The organism is Ruegeria sp. AK4 (assembly GCF_056541025.1).
Map to the genome: position 1 here is coordinate 39,389 of NZ_JBQFXS010000009.1, position 14,230 is coordinate 53,618.

Sequence of the window (14,230 nt, forward strand, 5' to 3'; positions counted from 1 at the left end):
GCTTCTTACCCTTCCGCGCGGCCCCTGCCGCCGTCATCCGTTTCGCGCAAGCCACGCAGGCGCTGCGCTTCCTCTACAACACGTTTGGCGAGTCCGCCAGAGGCCAGCGCCGCATGAATCACCGTTTGGCGTCCAAATGCCTGTCCCAGCTCGTCCGCGGTCAGCCAGCCGATATATTTTCCGAAATGCGGCGTGCTGAGTTTCGACTTGCCGCGCCCCGAGCCGTCGCTGGCCTGAAGCAGCACCTGCGCCTCTTCCCGGTCCAGCCACGTTTTGACCTTTTCATAGCCCGCAACCGCGTCACCGGACTTGCGCGCCAGGCTGAGCAGTTCGACCACACGGCGCGATACCTGGCGTTCGACCTCTTCGGCCAGACCGTTTGGCACCGCCACCTGCGCCTTGAAACCGCGCGCAAACAGCTTCTTTCCAACCGCCTTGTCCAGCGCCGCCTTGTCCGCCGCCACATAGACCCCGCGCCCGGGCAGTTTCGCCGCGACATCCGGATAGACCTGACCATCCGGACCCGTGACAAAACGGATCAGACCATACTTCGGCTGCACCTCGCCCGTGGCGATGCACTTCCGCTCTGGTCCTTCGGACCGATCCTTATGGACGCCGCCGCGACCCATACGCGCCACCCGAGGCCTGAGATCAGGCCTCGGCCTCCTCTTCCACGGTTTCGCCGTCTTCGTCTTCGGCCTGTTCCAGTTCGGCCGGATCAACCCAGCCCAGCATGATCCGTGCGGTCATGACCAGATCCTGAGCCTCTTCCAGCGTCACGCCGAAAGGCTCGAGCACTCCGTCATCCTTGATGCGTTCGCCATCGACCGTTGTCCAGCCACCGGCCAGTTCCCAGTCGGCACAGGTGGCAAAATCTTCCAACGTCTTCACGTCGTCTTTGGCCAGTGCCTCTACCATCTGGGGTGTCAGGCCTTCGAATTCAATAAGGCTGTCCTCGGCACCCAGCGCGCGCGCCGCATCCAGCGCCGCCTTGGCCTGTGCCTCGAGGAAATCACGCGCCCGCGCCTGAAGTTCCTGCGCGGTGCCTTCGTCGACGCCATCAATGACCAGCAGTTCGTCGATCTCGACATAGGCCACCTCTTCGAGGTTGGTGAAGCCTTCCGAGACCAGGAGCTGGGCAAAGAACTCGTCCAGATCCAGGCTTTCCATGAACAGCTGCGTCCGCGCCTCGAATTCCTTCTGACGGCGCGCCGATTCCTCGGCCTCGGTCATGATGTCGATGTCCAGACCGGTCAGCTGGCTGGCCAGACGCACGTTCTGACCACGGCGGCCGATGGCGAGGCTCAACTGCTCCTCGGGCACCACAACTTCGATCTTGCCGGCTTCTTCGTCCAGAACCACCTTCGACACTTCGGCGGGCTGCAGCGCGTTCACAAGGAAGGTCGGCTGGTCTTCGTTCCACGGGATGATGTCGATTTTCTCACCCTGCAATTCATTCACAACCGCCTGCACACGGCTGCCGCGCATACCGACACAAGCGCCGACGGGATCAATCGAGCCGTCATAGGAAATCACGGCAATCTTGGCGCGCGAGCCGGGGTCACGGGCCACGGCCTTGACCTCGATGATGCCGTCATAGATTTCCGGCACTTCCATCTTGAACAGCTCGGCCATGAATTCCGGCGCGGTACGCGACAGGAAGATCTGGTGGCCACGCACCTCACGACGCACTTCCTTGATATAGGCGCGCACGCGGTCGTTCGGGCGATAGCTTTCGCGGCCGATCTTGTCGTTGCGGCGCAGAACGGCCTCGGCCCCGCCCAGATCGACGATGACATTGCCGAACTCTTCGCGCTTGACCGCACCGTTGATGATGGTGCCCGCGCGATCCTTGAATTCTTCGTACTGACGATCCCGCTCGGCTTCGCGGACCTTCTGCAGGATCACCTGTTTGGCGGATTGTGCCGCGATGCGGCCCATTTCAACGGGGGGCACTTCTTCGACAAAGACGTCACCCACCTCGGGCGATTCCATGTACTGTTTCGCCTGCTCGACAGTCATCTCGGCCTGGTAGTTCTCAAGCTCTTCATCCTCGACCACGGTGCGCACGCGGGTAAAGGTCGCCTTGCCGGTCTTGCGGTCGATGGACACGCGGATGTCCATTTCCGCGCCGTAACGGCTCTTGGCGGCGCGGGCGAGCGATTCCTCCATCGCTTCGACAACCAGACCGGGGTCGATCATCTTTTCGCGGGCCACGGCCTCGGCGGTTTGCAACAGCTCAAGCTGGTTGGCAGAGGTGATTGCCATCAGTTCGTCTCCTCTTCGGACCCTTCGGTCTCTATCTCGTCGAAAGCGTTTTCGTTCAGGGCACCGGCATCCTTGCGCTGGCGCAGCATTTCCTTGATCAGATCATCGGTCAGAACCAGCTTGGCATCGCTCAGCCAGTCAAATTGCAGACCGATGGTGATCGTCTCGGACCCTTCGGGGATGTTGATCAGAACCTCATCGCCCTCGATCCCGGCCAGTTCGCCCTTGAAGCGGCGGCGGCCGTCGATCAGCTCGGCGGTTTCGATCTTGGCCTCATAGCCCTCGAAGGTCTCAAAATCCTTGAGGCGGGTCAGGGGCCGGTCGATACCGGGGCTCGAGACTTCCAGCGTATAGGCGTCAAGGATCGGGTCCTCGACATCCAGCGTGGCGCTGACCGCGTTCGAGATTTCGGCGCAATCGTCCACTTCGATACCGCCATCGGGCTTGTCGGCCATGATCTGCAGCGTGGTCTGCTTGCCACTCATCAGGCGGATGCGGACGAGTTCGTACCCCAGATCCTCGATCACGGGGGTGATGATCTCGGCCAGTCGCCGGTCAATCGCCGCTTTGGCTATCAGGTCGTTTGTCATCAGGTTCTCTACCCTGTCGTCGGGCACAAAAAAACGGGCGCGCGGCCCGTGGAAACTTCCGGTGGAGCCTTGAACCAGAGGTTCAACGCGCCGCTGTTGGAAATGCATATACGCAGGGTTTCCCGAGTCTGCAACCCCCAGCGCAAATCGTGATCGGACTCAGGCGATCCACCACCGTTCGGCGATCCGCCCGTCATCCAGCGCACGGCCCCGTCCGATCTGGCGCGGCATCCCCACCTGAGGCGCAACCGCCAGCGACATCTCGGCCTCGGACGGGTGATAGCGCAAGCCGCGGATACGGCGCATGTCGTCGGGGTTCGGCAACGCGGCGACATCCACATAGCCGTCGCGCAGCGCTTCGGCCCGGACATGCGCATCCGGGATCACGATGATCTCGATCGCATCGACCCAGCCCGCCTGACCGGTCTTGTAGTGATCCGGCGCGCGCCGCCCCAGAAAATGCCGGTTATCTTCGGCGCGCTCGACCTTGTAACAGCCGGTGCCGTTCGCGGCGTTCAGGGGCGTCACGCCCTGCCCGTCGCGTGTGATGACAAAGCGGCTGTCGGCCAGCAGGAACGGCAGGCCCGGATTGGCCTGCGCCAGGTCCAGACGCAGGCGTTCCGGGCCCAGCGCCTCGGCCCGGCCAAAACCGGACAGCACGGCGAGAACATCCTGCACATCCAGCGCGGAACCATCGTGGAACACGGCGTCGGGGTGCAGATCGAATGTCCAGACTCGCGCGGTGGCATCGGTTTGCCAGCCAGTGGCCAGTTCGCCGCGCAAGGTCCCGTCGGGGGCAATCTCGGTCAGCGTATCGAATACCGCGCCGCGCGCGACCTGTTCCAGGCTGTCATCGCGCGGCACCGCCAGACGCAAAGTGCCGCCGGTTTTCGGAGTGTCGGCCAGCGACGCCCCCGTCGCCGCCAGCAGCGCGGCGGCGGCACCCGAGGCAAACAGAGCGCGACGGTCGATACGTGTCATGCCACCCCCTCGGCCACGCGGTCCATGATCCGCACCAGTTCGGCGCTGATGCCCGGTTCGGACAGGGCGTGGCCCGCATTGCGCACCATTTTCAGTTCGGCATTGGGCCAGCGTTCCGACAAGGCCCAAGCGGCCTGCGGCGGGCAGATCATGTCATAGCGACCCTGCACGATATGGCCGGGGATATGCGCGATCCTGTCCATCTGATCCAGAATCTGGCCGTCTTTCTTCAAAAACCCGCTGTTGATGAAATAGTGATTCTCGAGCCGCGCAAAGGCCCGCGCGTATTCGCCGGGGCTTTCCCCGGTCGAGCCGCCGGAATGGATCGAGGCCAGCGCGTTTTCCCAACTGGACCACGCCCGCGCATAGAGGATCTCGGTCGCGCGATCCCCCGAGAACAGGCGTTTGTTATAGGCGCGGATGGTGTCGGACAGCTCATCCTCGGTCAGCAGCGCGGTGAATTTCGACCATTGCTCGGGCCAGAACTTGCCCGCGCCCCCACCATAGAACCAATCCAGTTCGGCCTGTGTCATCAGAAAGACGCCGCGCAGAACCAGACGGTTGACGCGGTCTGGATGGGTCTGCGCGTAGATCAGCGCCAGCGTCGCGCCCCAACTGCCGCCGAAAACGATCCAGTCCTCGATATCCAGCACGGTCCGCAGCCGTTCGATATCCGCGACCAGATGCCACGTCGTGTTGTTTTCGACCGCAGCGTGCGGCCGCGATCTGCCGCATCCCCGCTGGTCGAACAGAATCACCCGGTAGATGTCGGGGTCGAAATAGCGCCGCATCGCGGGGCTGCAGCCGCCGCCCGGGCCGCCATGCAGGATCACCACGGGCACCCCGTCGGGATTGCCGCATTGTTCCATATAGATGCGATGCCCGTCGCCCACATCCACCATGCGCTGATCGAACGGGTCGATCGGCGGGTAAAGATATTGAACTGCGCGCTTTTGGTCCGGGTACTTGTCCATTATGGCCCTATATAGTCCTTGAAACGTAAAAGAGCATACGGAGACAGGAATGCAAGCGCATCCGAACACGGTGGACCCGTCCGAGATCGCAAAATTCGAGGCGATGGCCGCCGAATGGTGGGATCCTCACGGGAAATTCAAGCCTCTGCATATGCTGAACCCCTGCCGTCTGGATTATATCACCCAGCAGATAGCCGGGGAATTTGACCGTGATCTGACCGCTTCGCGCCCATTCGAAGGCCTGCGCCTGCTGGATATCGGCTGCGGCGGAGGTTTGCTGAGCGAACCCATGGCCCGTTTGGGGGCTGACGTCGTGGGGGCAGATGCCGCCGAGGGCAACCTGCCCGTCGCCCGCATCCACGCCGAACAATCGGGGCTGCAGATCGACTATCGCCACACCACCGCCGAGGCCATGGCCGCCGCAGGTGAACAGTTCGACGTGGTGCTGAACATGGAAGTGGTCGAGCATGTGGCCGACCCGCTGTCCTACCTGACCGCCACGCAGGACCTGCTGAAACCCGGCGGGCTGCAGATTTGCTCCACCATCAACCGCAATCCGAAATCCTATGCCATGGCCATCTTCGGGGCCGAGGTCGTCATGCGCTGGCTGCCGCGCGGCACCCATGAATGGAACAAGTTCATCACCCCCGATGAACTGTTCGACCTGCTGCGCCAGGCCGGTCTGGACCCGGTGGACCGCAAGGGGTTTGTCTTCAACCCGATCCTGTGGAGCTGGTCGATCTCGGACCGGGATTTGAGCGTGAACTATGTGACGGCGAGTGTGAAGCCGGGGTGATTTTATTCCCCCTCCAACTGCAACCGCAAATCCCGCAGCACCGGCAACGTGCTGCGGACCCGCTCCAGCCCCAGTTCTCCGACCACACGGTTGATCAGCGGCGCAATCGACGAAATCGCCTGATCGCGGGCGCGGCGACCGGCGGGGCTGATGGCGACCATCTTGCGGCGGGCGTCATCCCAGTCGGGGCGGATGTGGATGTATCCGGCCCATTCCAGCTTGGCCAAAGTGTTGGTCATCGCCCCCCGGGTCACGTGAAACGTGTTGGCCAGCTGCGCCGGGCTACGCTCGTCGCCCACGAACACCAGATGGTTCAGCACCGAGAAATGCGAGATTTCCATGCCCTTTGGAAGCACCCGGCTCAGCCGGTTGCGCAGCAGTTGGTCAGCGGTCAGGATCTCGCTGAACAGCGTGACCGCAAGGGCATTTTTTTCGTCCGTCATGGTCCGGTTCTGGATCAGGGCCCCTCGAAGGGCCGCAGGTGCGTCAGGGAGGGCACGCGGCGGCGCGCCTCTGTCACAGAACTATCATCCAAATCGAAAATGTGAATGCCCGGATCGGTGCCTGCGTCGATCAGCACCTCTCCCCACGGGGCGACAACCATGCTGTGACCGTAGGTATACCGCGTTTTGCCGCGCGTTTTCGGGTGCTCGCCACTCTGGGCCGGGGCGAGTACCCAGCAACCGGTCTCAATCGCCCGCGCCCGCAGCAGTGACGCCCAATGGGCCGCCCCCGTCACTGGCGAAAACGCCGACGGAACCGTCAGGATGCGCGCACCCGCCTGCGCCAGCGCGGCATAAAGATGCGGGAACCGGAGGTCATAACAGACCGACAGGCCCACCTTGCCGAAATCGGTCTGCGCGATGACCGCCCGGTCGCCGGGACGGTAGTTCTTCGATTCGCTGAATGTCTCGGTCTCCGTGACCTGCACGTCGAACATGTGGATCTTGTCATAGCGCGCCACGATCTGACCGGTCGGGTCGATCATGAAGGACCGGTTGGCAAAGCGCCCGTCGGCATCGTGGGTTTTGATCGCCAGCGAGCCGATCAACAGCCAGACGCCCAGCGCCGCCGCCTGTTCGCGCAGGCCCGCCAGCGTGATGTCGTCTTCTTCGTGCTGCAGAACCACGCGCTGCCGCGTGGTCGAGGTCGAGACGCAATTCGTCACCTCGGGCGTCAGAATGAACCGCGCGCCCTGATGCGCCGCATCGGCCATCAGGGCGCGCACCATGCTCAGATTTTCAGCCGGATCATCGGACGAGGTGATCTGCAGCAGCGCCGTTTTCATCAGGCCGCCAGCAGGCGATCTAGTTTGCCCTGACGGTCCAGTTCATAAAGATCGTCGCAGCCGCCGACGTGGTCCGGGCCGATGAAGATTTGCGGCACGGTGCGTTTGCCGCCTGCGCGCTGGATCATTTCGGGTTTGCGTTTGGGGTGCAGAAACACGTCAATTTCCTTGAATTCGACGCCCTTCTGCTTCAGCAGCCGTTTGGCCGCATGGCAGTATCCGCATAGCGGAGAGGTGTAGATTTCTACCGGTTTCATATTCCGTCCCTTCGGGTTTCGCGTAATCTTCCGCGAATTAGGCATCCTTGGCAACGCGTGCCAGTACCAACACGAAAATATGATTTGCCCCTGCATCCGCGCAGGCCCGCGCGCAGGCAGACAAAGTCGCGCCCGAGGTCATGACGTCGTCCACCAGCAGAACATCCCGCCCCCGCAGCCGGTCCACCCGTTTGGGATGGGGGTGGATCACCCCCGCCAGCGTCTGCGTGCGCTCGGCCGCCGTCTTGCCGTCCAGCACGGGCGTTCGCGCCCGCCGGACCAGAAGGTCGGGGCAGGTCTGCAGGCCGGTTTCGCGGCTAAGGTGGTGCGCCAGCAGCGCCGATTGATTGTACCGCCGCTTGATCAGGCGCGACCAATGCAGCGGCACCGGCGCGATCAGCATGCCCGGTCGAATCAGCGCGCGCCCCGTCTGCGCCATCCAGCGTGCGGCGGGGCGGGCCAGTTCGGGCCGGTCCGCGTGTTTCAGCGCCAGGACCAGCGATCTGGCGCGCCCCTGATACAGCAGCGCCGCGCGCCCGTCGCGCCAGGGGCGCAGGGTCTTGAGGCAGTCGTCACATTCGATCCGGTGGCCATCCGCCTCGCCCGGTACGGGCATGCCGCAACTGTCGCATACGGTACCGCCGATAAAGGGCGTGTCGCGCCAGCAGGGACCGCACAGGCCAAAGTCAGACTCGGTCAGTTCGCCGCAGCTTAGACATCTTGGCGGATAGATCAGTTCGACAGCGCTTTGAACGCGCCGCCAAATGCGGTAGTTGCGGCCTATGAAACTGCCTGAACCCACTGCACCCTCTCTGTTTGACCGCGCGGCCCTGAGCCGCCGCCGCGCCCGCGCGAAAGATGAGGCGCTGTTCCTGCACCGCGCCGCCGTTGACGAGGTGCAGGATCGGCTGTCGCTGGTTAACAGACCCTTTACAGCACCTGCGATTGTGACCCCCTTTCCGCGGATCTGGCAGGGGGTGCTGCCTGACGCGGCCATCGTAGGTGATGACGACACGCTGCCCCTGACCGAAGGCGCGCATGATCTGGTGATTCACGCCATGGCGCTGCACTGGGCCAACGACCCGGTGGGCCAGTTGATCCAATGTCGCCGCGCGCTGAAACCGGACGGGCTGATGCTGGCGGTCTGTCTGGGTGGTGAGACTCTGCATCAGTTGCGCGCAGCACTCGGTCAGGCCGAGATCGAGGTCACAGGCGGGCTCAGCCCCCGCATCGCGCCGATGGGCGAGCTGCGCGATCTGGGCGGGTTGCTGCAACGGGCCGGGCTGACCCTGCCCGTGGCGGATGCCCTGCCGGTGACAGCGGAGTATCGCGACATCTTCCACCTGATGCACGATCTGCGCGCCATGGCGGAAACCAACGCGCTGGAAAACCGCCTGAAAACACCGACCCGCCGCCATGTGTTCGACCGCGCGCAGCAAATTTACAGCAATCACTTCGCAACACCCGAGGGGCGGCTGCCCGCCACGTTCGAGTTGATCTGCCTGACGGGCTGGTCTCCCGATGACAGCCAGCCGAAACCGCTGCGCCCCGGATCGGCCCGGATGCGCCTTGCGGAAGCCCTTGGCACGGATGAGGGCAAACTGCCCGATTGACGACCGGGCATTTCCCGTTATCTCAGGCCGGAACAGCTAACATCAGGACAGCCCACATGTTTGACGCCACCCGCCCAGCACATGCGCCCGCCGACCATCCCAAAGTGAAAATGGGACGCGTCGGTATCCTGCTGGCCAATCTGGGCACGCCGGACGATTACTCTTACTGGCCGATGCGGCGCTATCTGAATGAGTTTCTGTCGGACCAGCGGGTGATCGACTATCCGAAATGGAAATGGCAACCGATTCTGCAGGGCATCATCCTTTCGAAACGCCCCTTCAGCTCGGGCGAGGCCTACAAGTCGATCTGGAACCACGACAAGGGCGAAAGCCCGCTGATGACGATCACCAAGGATCAGACCGCCAAACTGCGCGAGGCGATGCAGGCGCGCTATGGCGACCGGGTGATGGTCGATTTCTGCATGCGCTACGGCAATCCCTCGACCAAATCGAAAGTGCGGCAGATGGTGGGCGAGGGCTGTGACCGCCTGCTGTTCTTCCCGCTCTACCCGCAATACGCCGGGGCCACGACCGCAACGGCCAACGATCAGTTCTTCCGCGCGCTGATGGAGGAAACCTGGCAACCCGCGGCCCGCACCGTTCCGGCCTATTTCGATGAGCCCGCCTATATCGACGCGCTGGCCGGGTCGGTGCAAAACGCCTATGCGGCGATGGAGACGAAGCCGGACATTCTTGTCTGCTCCTACCACGGGATGCCCGAGCGCTATCTGCAGCAGGGAGACCCCTATCACTGCCAATGCGCGAAAACGACCCGCTTGCTGAAGGATCGCCTAGGCTGGTCGAACGACCAGCTTGTTTCAACCTTCCAGTCCCGTTTTGGCCCCGAGGAATGGCTGAAACCCTATACCGTCGATCACGTGGCCGATCTGGCGCGGCAGGGGAAAAAGAACATCGCCGTGATCGCACCGGCCTTTTCCGCCGATTGCATCGAAACGCTGGAAGAGATCAACGAAGAGATCAAGGAAAGCTTCGAAGAGGCAGGCGGCGAAAGCTTTACCTACATTCCCTGTCTGAACGACGATGATTCGCACATCGCCGCACTGGGCAAGGTGATCGAAGACAATCTGCGCGGCTGGCTGGACTAAGGCTTGTTAGCCGGGCCAGACCTGTCGAATTGCGCTGCCGATCAGGCATGAAAAAAGGCGGTGGAAAACTCCACCGCCTTTTTCCTGGATAAATCTCGTCGAATTAGCTTGCTGCAACAGCTGCGGCAACAACGACCAGCAGGATCAGCGGCAGGATGATGCCCTGCGAGGAACCCTGAGTTTCTTCAACAACAACAGGTGCCTCAACAACCGGCTCTTCCAGGTTGCCCGCATATGCGGTCGAAGCAGCAGCGGTCAGTGCAGCGGCGAGAACGAGTTTTTTCATATTAACCTCCAGAATTTGCGCAGTTCCAATTCCCGGAACCACACATCTAAGACTTACCTCGTGACTTTTTCTAAGCAGCAATGCGGCGGGATTGCAATTGCAACTTCGCCGCTAAGCGGGTTCGCGCGCGAAAATGTCGTCATATTAGCAACACTTGCGTGCCAACCTTCGCCATCGAGAACAGCTCTTGGATGTCCTCATTAAACAGGCCGATGCAGCCGTTTGACGACCGGCGCCCGATTTTGCGCGTATCATGGGTGCCGTGGATGCGATAATACTTCCAGCTCAGGTACAAAGCGTGCGTTCCCAAGGGGTTATCGGGACCCGGCGGAATATAATCCGGCCATTCGGGATTTCGTTTCTTCATCGAAGGCGTCGGCGACCAGCTTGGCCCTTCGACCTTGCGGATGACGCTGGTGCGTCCGCGGCGGGTCATTTCCTCGGTCAGAGGCACCGATGAGGGGTAAAGTTTGTAGATTGTTTGATCATCTGACCAATAATGCAGCGCGCGCGAGACGGTATCGACCAGAATGGCCCCGTTATTGGTGTTCGAGAAGTAGGGCCGCCAGTCCTGCGCACGGAAGCCCGATACATTGCGGCGCACCGGCGGCTCGGGCTCGGGCGCGGGGCGCAGGGGGTCGCCCGGGATGTATTGCGCAATCGCGGGCGAGGCCAGCATAGCCGACGCGCCAGCCAGAAATCCACGGCGGGTCGATGCAGGAATGCGTTTCTTGACCATGACAACCGGTCCTTTGCTATGGCGAACTTAAAAATCTAGGGCATATTATTGCCAGAATGCTTCAGTCGCAAATCAAACCGGCAGATTCACGCGGGCTGTGGCCATTGTGCGTTTGCTCAGAACCGTCAGGCACGCTATGCCCGGTTGCGATACAATAATCAGGTCGATCATGACGCGTCTCGTTTCTTTACTGTTTGCTTGCCTTGTCGCCCTGGCGGCATGCACCGATACCCGGCCCACGTCACTGGGGGCAGATGGCCGCCCGCTGCCGACGGTCTACAAAATTCGCGGCAACCCGGAAAAGCTGCAGTTCCGCATGCTTGATTCGGTCAACGCGCTGCGGCAGGCGCAGGGCCTGCAGCCGGTGCAGTTGAATTCACAGCTGAATGCGGCGGCAGCCACCCATTCCAAGGATATGGCCCGGCAGAACCGCCCCTGGCATTTCGGGTCCGACGGATCGTCACCGCCAGAACGCGCCCAGCGCGTCGGATATTTCGGGACATATATTGGCGAGGCCATCTCGGAAACCTACGAGACCGAGACCGAAACCCTGGCCGCCTGGATGCAGGAACCGGGACCGCGCTCGGTGATAATGGACCCCAAGGCCACGCAGATGGGCTTTGCCTGGCATCAGGAAGGCGGCGGGAAAATCTGGTGGACGCTGGAGATGGGAACCGGCGGCTGATCCGCCCAAGTTCGCCAAAGTTCAAAGCCCCCGCTTTTCGGGGGCTTTTTTTGTTTACGCCGCCTGCATCGACTGTGCTTCGGTCAGAATCGCGTAAAGCTTGACCGGATCGGGGTTCGCACGCAGCTTCGAGCACACCGTCGTGTCGCGCAGCGTCCGCGACACCAGTGCCAGCGCTTTCAGATGGTCCACGCCTGCCTCTTCCGGGGCAAACAGGGCAAAGGCAATGTCCACAGGCTGGCGATCAACCGATCCAAAATCGATCGGCTTTTCCAGCATCACGAACACGCCCGAAACCACTTCGATCTCGGTCAGCCGCGCATGGGGCAGCGCCACGCCATGGCCAACGCCGGTGGGGCCCAGGCTTTCGCGCTCCAACAGGTTGTCGACCACGGATTGCGGCGCCAGACCAAGGGTCGCCGCGGCCACGTCGCCGATTTCCTGAAACAGCCGCTTCTTGCTGGAAGCAGCGGACAGTACACGCACTGCTTCGGGCTTGAGTATGCTCGACAGCTCCATCATCACGCTCCATGACGACGTCCCGGCATCAGCCGGGACCCGTATTGTTATCCTTGCCTGTTACGGATCAATCCATCCGATATTACCGTCATCCCGACGATAAACGACATTCAACCCGTCTTTGTTTTCATTTCTGAACACCAGCACCGGGGCACCGGCAAGTTCCATTTGCATGACGGCCTCACCGACGCTGAGGGATGGGATCTTTGTTTCCATCTCAGCCACAATCATGGGCTGCAGCGATTCAGGTTCGGCTGCCGTGTCCGATTCGTCAGAGGCGAGGATATAGGAGGACGCCCCGAAAAGTTCAACCGGCTCGGACCGATCCTTGTGGTGGTCCTTCAGACGGCGCTTGTACCGCCGCAGTTGTGTTTCCATCTTGTCGCAGCATGCCTCGAACGCAGCATAGATTTCGACCGCATGGGCCTTGGCCTGCGCCGTCAGGCCGGTGGAAAGATGCACGGTGGTTTCGCATACATATTCATGCGCTGAACGGGAAAAGACGACGTTGGCGTCTGTCGGCCGCTGGGCATATTTGCCCACGACCTCGCCCAGCTCGGTCTGCACGTGGGTCTGCAGGGCCGCGCCGATGTCGATCTGTTTTCCGCTGATTTGGTAACGCATGTGATCTCCTTCACAATTCACACCCATTCTGACGTTGCGTCGCGCAACATACGTGTTTTTATAGGGTGGGGGATAGTGGCGCGATCCGCGATTGCCCCTGACCCGGCCCTTCGAAGAAGGGACATCGAGATCCAGACTGGAACCGAAGAAACGCCATGACTCAATTGAGGCAAGAGACGGCGGCAGAGTCAATCAAAACAGGTGTGTATATACGCGATTTCCGCCATGACGCTGGCGCATTTCCGCGCAACCTTATGAAATCCGGAAGTTTTCGCCCAGATAAACCCGACGCACGTTTTCGTTTTCGACCACTTCGTCCGGCGTCCCGGACATCAGAACCTGCCCGTCATGCAGGATATAGGCCCGGTCGACAATTTCCAGCGTTTCCCGCACGTTGTGATCGGTGATCAGAACGCCGATGCCGCGTTTCTTCAGATCGGCCACCAGATGGCGGATATCGCCCACGCTGATCGGATCGACACCGGCAAAAGGTTCGTCCAGCAACAGGTATTTCGGGTCTGCCGCCAGACAGCGGGCGATTTCCACCCGCCGCCGCTCACCGCCCGACAAAGCCAGCGCGGGGGCGCGGCGCAGGTGCTCGATCGAGAAATCCGACAGCAGTTCTTCCAGACGCTCTTTGCGGCGGTGAACGTGGCTTACCGTGATGTCCAGAACGGCCGAGATGTTGTCTTCGACGCTCATGCCCCGGAAAATCGACATTTCCTGCGGCAGATAACCGATGCCAAGCCGCGCGCGGCGGTACATCGGCAGGGTCGTGACCGTCTGCCCGTCGATCGTGACCGTGCCCGCCTCTGGGAACACCAGACCGGCCACGGAATAAAAGGTCGTGGTCTTGCCCGATCCGTTCGGCCCCAGCAGGGCCACCACCTCGGACCGGTTCAGCGTCATCGAAACGTCGCGGATCACCGTCTTTTTCTTGTAAGACTTCCGCAGCTTTTCGATCCTGAGGCCCGAGTCGCCTTCGGCAACAGACAGGTTGGGGCGCGCCATCAGTTGTTGCCCTGCTGCAGGATCGTCTTGACCCGGCCCGTCATGGTCGCGGTGCCGGTTGTCAGGTTGGCGTTCAGCTGATCGCCGCTGATCACGCTGGGGCCTTGCGTCAGCAGCACGTTGCCCCGCATCACGATCACGCCGGAATCGATGGTGTATTCGGCCCAGTCGCCTTCGGCCGCGTCGGGTGGGCTGACCAGAACCACATCTTCGGTCGCTTCCATCCGTTCGATGGCCGAGCGTTCCTGATTGTAGATCACCAGCACCCGCGCGGCGGTCAGGCGCATTTCGCCCTGCACGACCAGCACGTTGCCGACAAATTCAGCGGACCCGTCTTCCTGATTCACGTTCAGCGTGTCCGATGTCACCTCGACCGGCAGGCTGGGATCTGCCTTGACCGAGCCGAACGCGACCTGCGCTTCCTGCGCGTTTGCAGAAACGGAACCCGCTGTCAGGGCGATACACAAAAGGACACATCGAAAATCAAACACAG

At 61.8% G+C, this 14,230-nt stretch carries 19 protein-coding genes; 4 read left to right on the forward strand and 15 right to left on the reverse strand.

Annotated elements, in window-relative coordinates:
• Window positions 1–5 precede the first annotated feature (5 nt).
• From ACR0EZ_RS16255 to pip, 5 genes are all read right to left on the reverse strand, one after another.
• Window positions 6–629, reverse strand: a complete 624-nt coding sequence (locus tag ACR0EZ_RS16255) for an RNA-binding protein (protein WP_480615241.1) — start codon at window positions 627–629, stop codon at window positions 6–8.
• Window positions 630–651: 22 nt separating this feature from the next.
• On the reverse strand, window positions 652–2,268 hold the full coding sequence (gene nusA, locus ACR0EZ_RS16260) for a transcription termination factor NusA (protein ID WP_480615030.1): 1,617 nt from the start codon (window positions 2,266–2,268) through the stop codon (window positions 652–654).
• On the reverse strand, window positions 2,268–2,858 hold the full coding sequence (gene rimP, locus ACR0EZ_RS16265; protein WP_170386826.1) for a ribosome maturation factor RimP: 591 nt from the start codon (window positions 2,856–2,858) through the stop codon (window positions 2,268–2,270). Before rimP ends, nusA begins: the two co-directional genes overlap by 1 nt.
• Window positions 2,859–3,017: 159 nt before the next feature.
• Window positions 3,018–3,839, reverse strand: a complete 822-nt coding sequence (locus tag ACR0EZ_RS16270) for an ABC transporter substrate-binding protein (protein ID WP_480615032.1) — start codon at window positions 3,837–3,839, stop codon at window positions 3,018–3,020.
• Entirely contained in the window at window positions 3,836–4,813 is a 978-nt protein-coding gene (gene pip / locus ACR0EZ_RS16275; protein ID WP_480615034.1) for a prolyl aminopeptidase, read from the reverse strand. The genes ACR0EZ_RS16270 and pip overlap by 4 nt, the downstream gene beginning before the upstream one ends.
• 49 nt (window positions 4,814–4,862) lie before the next feature.
• Between pip and ubiG the strand changes: the two genes are divergently transcribed.
• Window positions 4,863–5,609 (forward strand): bifunctional 2-polyprenyl-6-hydroxyphenol methylase/3-demethylubiquinol 3-O-methyltransferase UbiG, encoded by a 747-nt coding sequence (ubiG, locus tag ACR0EZ_RS16280; RefSeq protein WP_480615036.1) that lies wholly within the window; start codon window positions 4,863–4,865, stop codon window positions 5,607–5,609.
• A gap of 2 nt (window positions 5,610–5,611) precedes the next feature.
• On the opposite strand, the gene ACR0EZ_RS16285 is transcribed toward ubiG, so the two are convergent.
• From ACR0EZ_RS16285 to ACR0EZ_RS16300, 4 genes are read right to left on the reverse strand one after another with little or no spacing between them, the layout of a single operon-like run.
• Window positions 5,612–6,052 carry a MarR family winged helix-turn-helix transcriptional regulator gene (locus ACR0EZ_RS16285; RefSeq protein ID WP_010442526.1) on the reverse strand — a complete coding sequence of 147 codons (441 nt, stop codon included), beginning with the start codon at window positions 6,050–6,052 and terminating at the stop codon, window positions 5,612–5,614.
• Between the two features lie 14 nt (window positions 6,053–6,066).
• The gene (locus tag ACR0EZ_RS16290; RefSeq protein ID WP_480615038.1) at window positions 6,067–6,897 is read right to left on the reverse strand and encodes a carbon-nitrogen hydrolase family protein; all 831 of its coding nucleotides are present in this window, start codon (window positions 6,895–6,897) and stop codon (window positions 6,067–6,069) included.
• The gene (grxC, locus tag ACR0EZ_RS16295; protein ID WP_480615040.1) at window positions 6,897–7,154 is read right to left on the reverse strand and encodes a glutaredoxin 3; all 258 of its coding nucleotides are present in this window, start codon (window positions 7,152–7,154) and stop codon (window positions 6,897–6,899) included. The genes ACR0EZ_RS16290 and grxC overlap by 1 nt, the downstream gene beginning before the upstream one ends.
• A gap of 37 nt (window positions 7,155–7,191) precedes the next feature.
• Complete coding sequence (locus ACR0EZ_RS16300) at window positions 7,192–7,956, reverse strand: double zinc ribbon domain-containing protein (protein ID WP_480615042.1); 765 nt, start codon at window positions 7,954–7,956, stop codon at window positions 7,192–7,194.
• On the opposite strand from ACR0EZ_RS16300, the gene ACR0EZ_RS16305 reads away from it, so the two are divergent.
• Together ACR0EZ_RS16305 and hemH are read left to right on the forward strand one after the other, a co-directional pair.
• On the forward strand, window positions 7,937–8,767 hold the full coding sequence (locus tag ACR0EZ_RS16305) for a methyltransferase domain-containing protein (protein ID WP_480615044.1): 831 nt from the start codon (window positions 7,937–7,939) through the stop codon (window positions 8,765–8,767). The two genes, ACR0EZ_RS16300 and ACR0EZ_RS16305, sit on opposite strands and share 20 nt — an antisense overlap.
• Before the next feature lie 56 nt (window positions 8,768–8,823).
• Window positions 8,824–9,873 (forward strand): ferrochelatase, encoded by a 1,050-nt coding sequence (hemH, locus tag ACR0EZ_RS16310; RefSeq protein WP_480615046.1) that lies wholly within the window; start codon window positions 8,824–8,826, stop codon window positions 9,871–9,873.
• A gap of 103 nt (window positions 9,874–9,976) precedes the next feature.
• Here the strand turns inward: hemH and ACR0EZ_RS16315 are convergent, their stop codons facing one another.
• Window positions 9,977–10,159, reverse strand: a complete 183-nt coding sequence (locus ACR0EZ_RS16315; RefSeq protein ID WP_010442520.1) for a hypothetical protein — start codon at window positions 10,157–10,159, stop codon at window positions 9,977–9,979.
• 139 nt (window positions 10,160–10,298) lie between these two features.
• The gene (locus ACR0EZ_RS16320; protein ID WP_480615048.1) at window positions 10,299–10,898 is read right to left on the reverse strand and encodes a L,D-transpeptidase; all 600 of its coding nucleotides are present in this window, start codon (window positions 10,896–10,898) and stop codon (window positions 10,299–10,301) included.
• Between the two features lie 169 nt (window positions 10,899–11,067).
• Between ACR0EZ_RS16320 and dalA the strand changes: the two genes are divergently transcribed.
• Window positions 11,068–11,583 (forward strand): divisome-associated lipoprotein DalA, encoded by a 516-nt coding sequence (dalA, locus tag ACR0EZ_RS16325; RefSeq protein WP_480615050.1) that lies wholly within the window; start codon window positions 11,068–11,070, stop codon window positions 11,581–11,583.
• 54 nt (window positions 11,584–11,637) lie between these two features.
• Here dalA and ACR0EZ_RS16330 read toward each other — a convergent pair whose 3' ends face one another.
• From ACR0EZ_RS16330 to ACR0EZ_RS16345, 4 genes are all read right to left on the reverse strand, one after another.
• On the reverse strand, window positions 11,638–12,102 hold the full coding sequence (locus tag ACR0EZ_RS16330; protein WP_480615051.1) for a PTS sugar transporter subunit IIA: 465 nt from the start codon (window positions 12,100–12,102) through the stop codon (window positions 11,638–11,640).
• A gap of 60 nt (window positions 12,103–12,162) precedes the next feature.
• Complete coding sequence (gene hpf, locus ACR0EZ_RS16335; protein WP_480615053.1) at window positions 12,163–12,726, reverse strand: ribosome hibernation-promoting factor, HPF/YfiA family; 564 nt, start codon at window positions 12,724–12,726, stop codon at window positions 12,163–12,165.
• Between the two features lie 252 nt (window positions 12,727–12,978).
• Complete coding sequence (lptB, locus tag ACR0EZ_RS16340; RefSeq protein ID WP_480615055.1) at window positions 12,979–13,737, reverse strand: LPS export ABC transporter ATP-binding protein; 759 nt, start codon at window positions 13,735–13,737, stop codon at window positions 12,979–12,981.
• Complete coding sequence (locus tag ACR0EZ_RS16345) at window positions 13,737–14,204, reverse strand: LptA/OstA family protein (protein ID WP_480615057.1); 468 nt, start codon at window positions 14,202–14,204, stop codon at window positions 13,737–13,739. Before ACR0EZ_RS16345 ends, lptB begins: the two co-directional genes overlap by 1 nt.
• Between the last annotated feature and the right edge of the window lie 26 nt (window positions 14,205–14,230).

Excerpts from the sequence above, each read along its gene's own strand:
- ACR0EZ_RS16320 (WP_480615048.1), bottom strand. The coding sequence starts at position 10,898 with ATGGTCAAGAAACGCATTCCTGCATCGACCCGCCGTGGATTTCTGGCT.
- hemH (WP_480615046.1), top strand. The coding sequence starts at position 8,824 with ATGTTTGACGCCACCCGCCCAGCACATGCGCCCGCCGACCATCCCAAA.
- ACR0EZ_RS16330 (WP_480615051.1), bottom strand. The coding sequence starts at position 12,102 with ATGGAGCTGTCGAGCATACTCAAGCCCGAAGCAGTGCGTGTACTGTCC.
- lptB (WP_480615055.1), bottom strand. The coding sequence starts at position 13,737 with ATGGCGCGCCCCAACCTGTCTGTTGCCGAAGGCGACTCGGGCCTCAGG.
- ACR0EZ_RS16305 (WP_480615044.1), top strand. The coding sequence starts at position 7,937 with ATGAAACTGCCTGAACCCACTGCACCCTCTCTGTTTGACCGCGCGGCC.
- ubiG (WP_480615036.1), top strand. The coding sequence starts at position 4,863 with ATGCAAGCGCATCCGAACACGGTGGACCCGTCCGAGATCGCAAAATTC.
- dalA (WP_480615050.1), top strand. The coding sequence starts at position 11,068 with ATGACGCGTCTCGTTTCTTTACTGTTTGCTTGCCTTGTCGCCCTGGCG.
- ACR0EZ_RS16270 (WP_480615032.1), bottom strand. The coding sequence starts at position 3,839 with ATGACACGTATCGACCGTCGCGCTCTGTTTGCCTCGGGTGCCGCCGCC.
- ACR0EZ_RS16290 (WP_480615038.1), bottom strand. The coding sequence starts at position 6,897 with ATGAAAACGGCGCTGCTGCAGATCACCTCGTCCGATGATCCGGCTGAA.
- ACR0EZ_RS16315 (WP_010442520.1), bottom strand. The coding sequence starts at position 10,159 with ATGAAAAAACTCGTTCTCGCCGCTGCACTGACCGCTGCTGCTTCGACC.
- pip (WP_480615034.1), bottom strand. The coding sequence starts at position 4,813 with ATGGACAAGTACCCGGACCAAAAGCGCGCAGTTCAATATCTTTACCCG.
- ACR0EZ_RS16255 (WP_480615241.1), bottom strand. The coding sequence starts at position 629 with ATGGGTCGCGGCGGCGTCCATAAGGATCGGTCCGAAGGACCAGAGCGG.
- grxC (WP_480615040.1), bottom strand. The coding sequence starts at position 7,154 with ATGAAACCGGTAGAAATCTACACCTCTCCGCTATGCGGATACTGCCAT.
- hpf (WP_480615053.1), bottom strand. The coding sequence starts at position 12,726 with ATGCGTTACCAAATCAGCGGAAAACAGATCGACATCGGCGCGGCCCTG.
- ACR0EZ_RS16285 (WP_010442526.1), bottom strand. The coding sequence starts at position 6,052 with ATGACGGACGAAAAAAATGCCCTTGCGGTCACGCTGTTCAGCGAGATC.
- rimP (WP_170386826.1), bottom strand. The coding sequence starts at position 2,858 with ATGACAAACGACCTGATAGCCAAAGCGGCGATTGACCGGCGACTGGCC.
- nusA (WP_480615030.1), bottom strand. The coding sequence starts at position 2,268 with ATGGCAATCACCTCTGCCAACCAGCTTGAGCTGTTGCAAACCGCCGAG.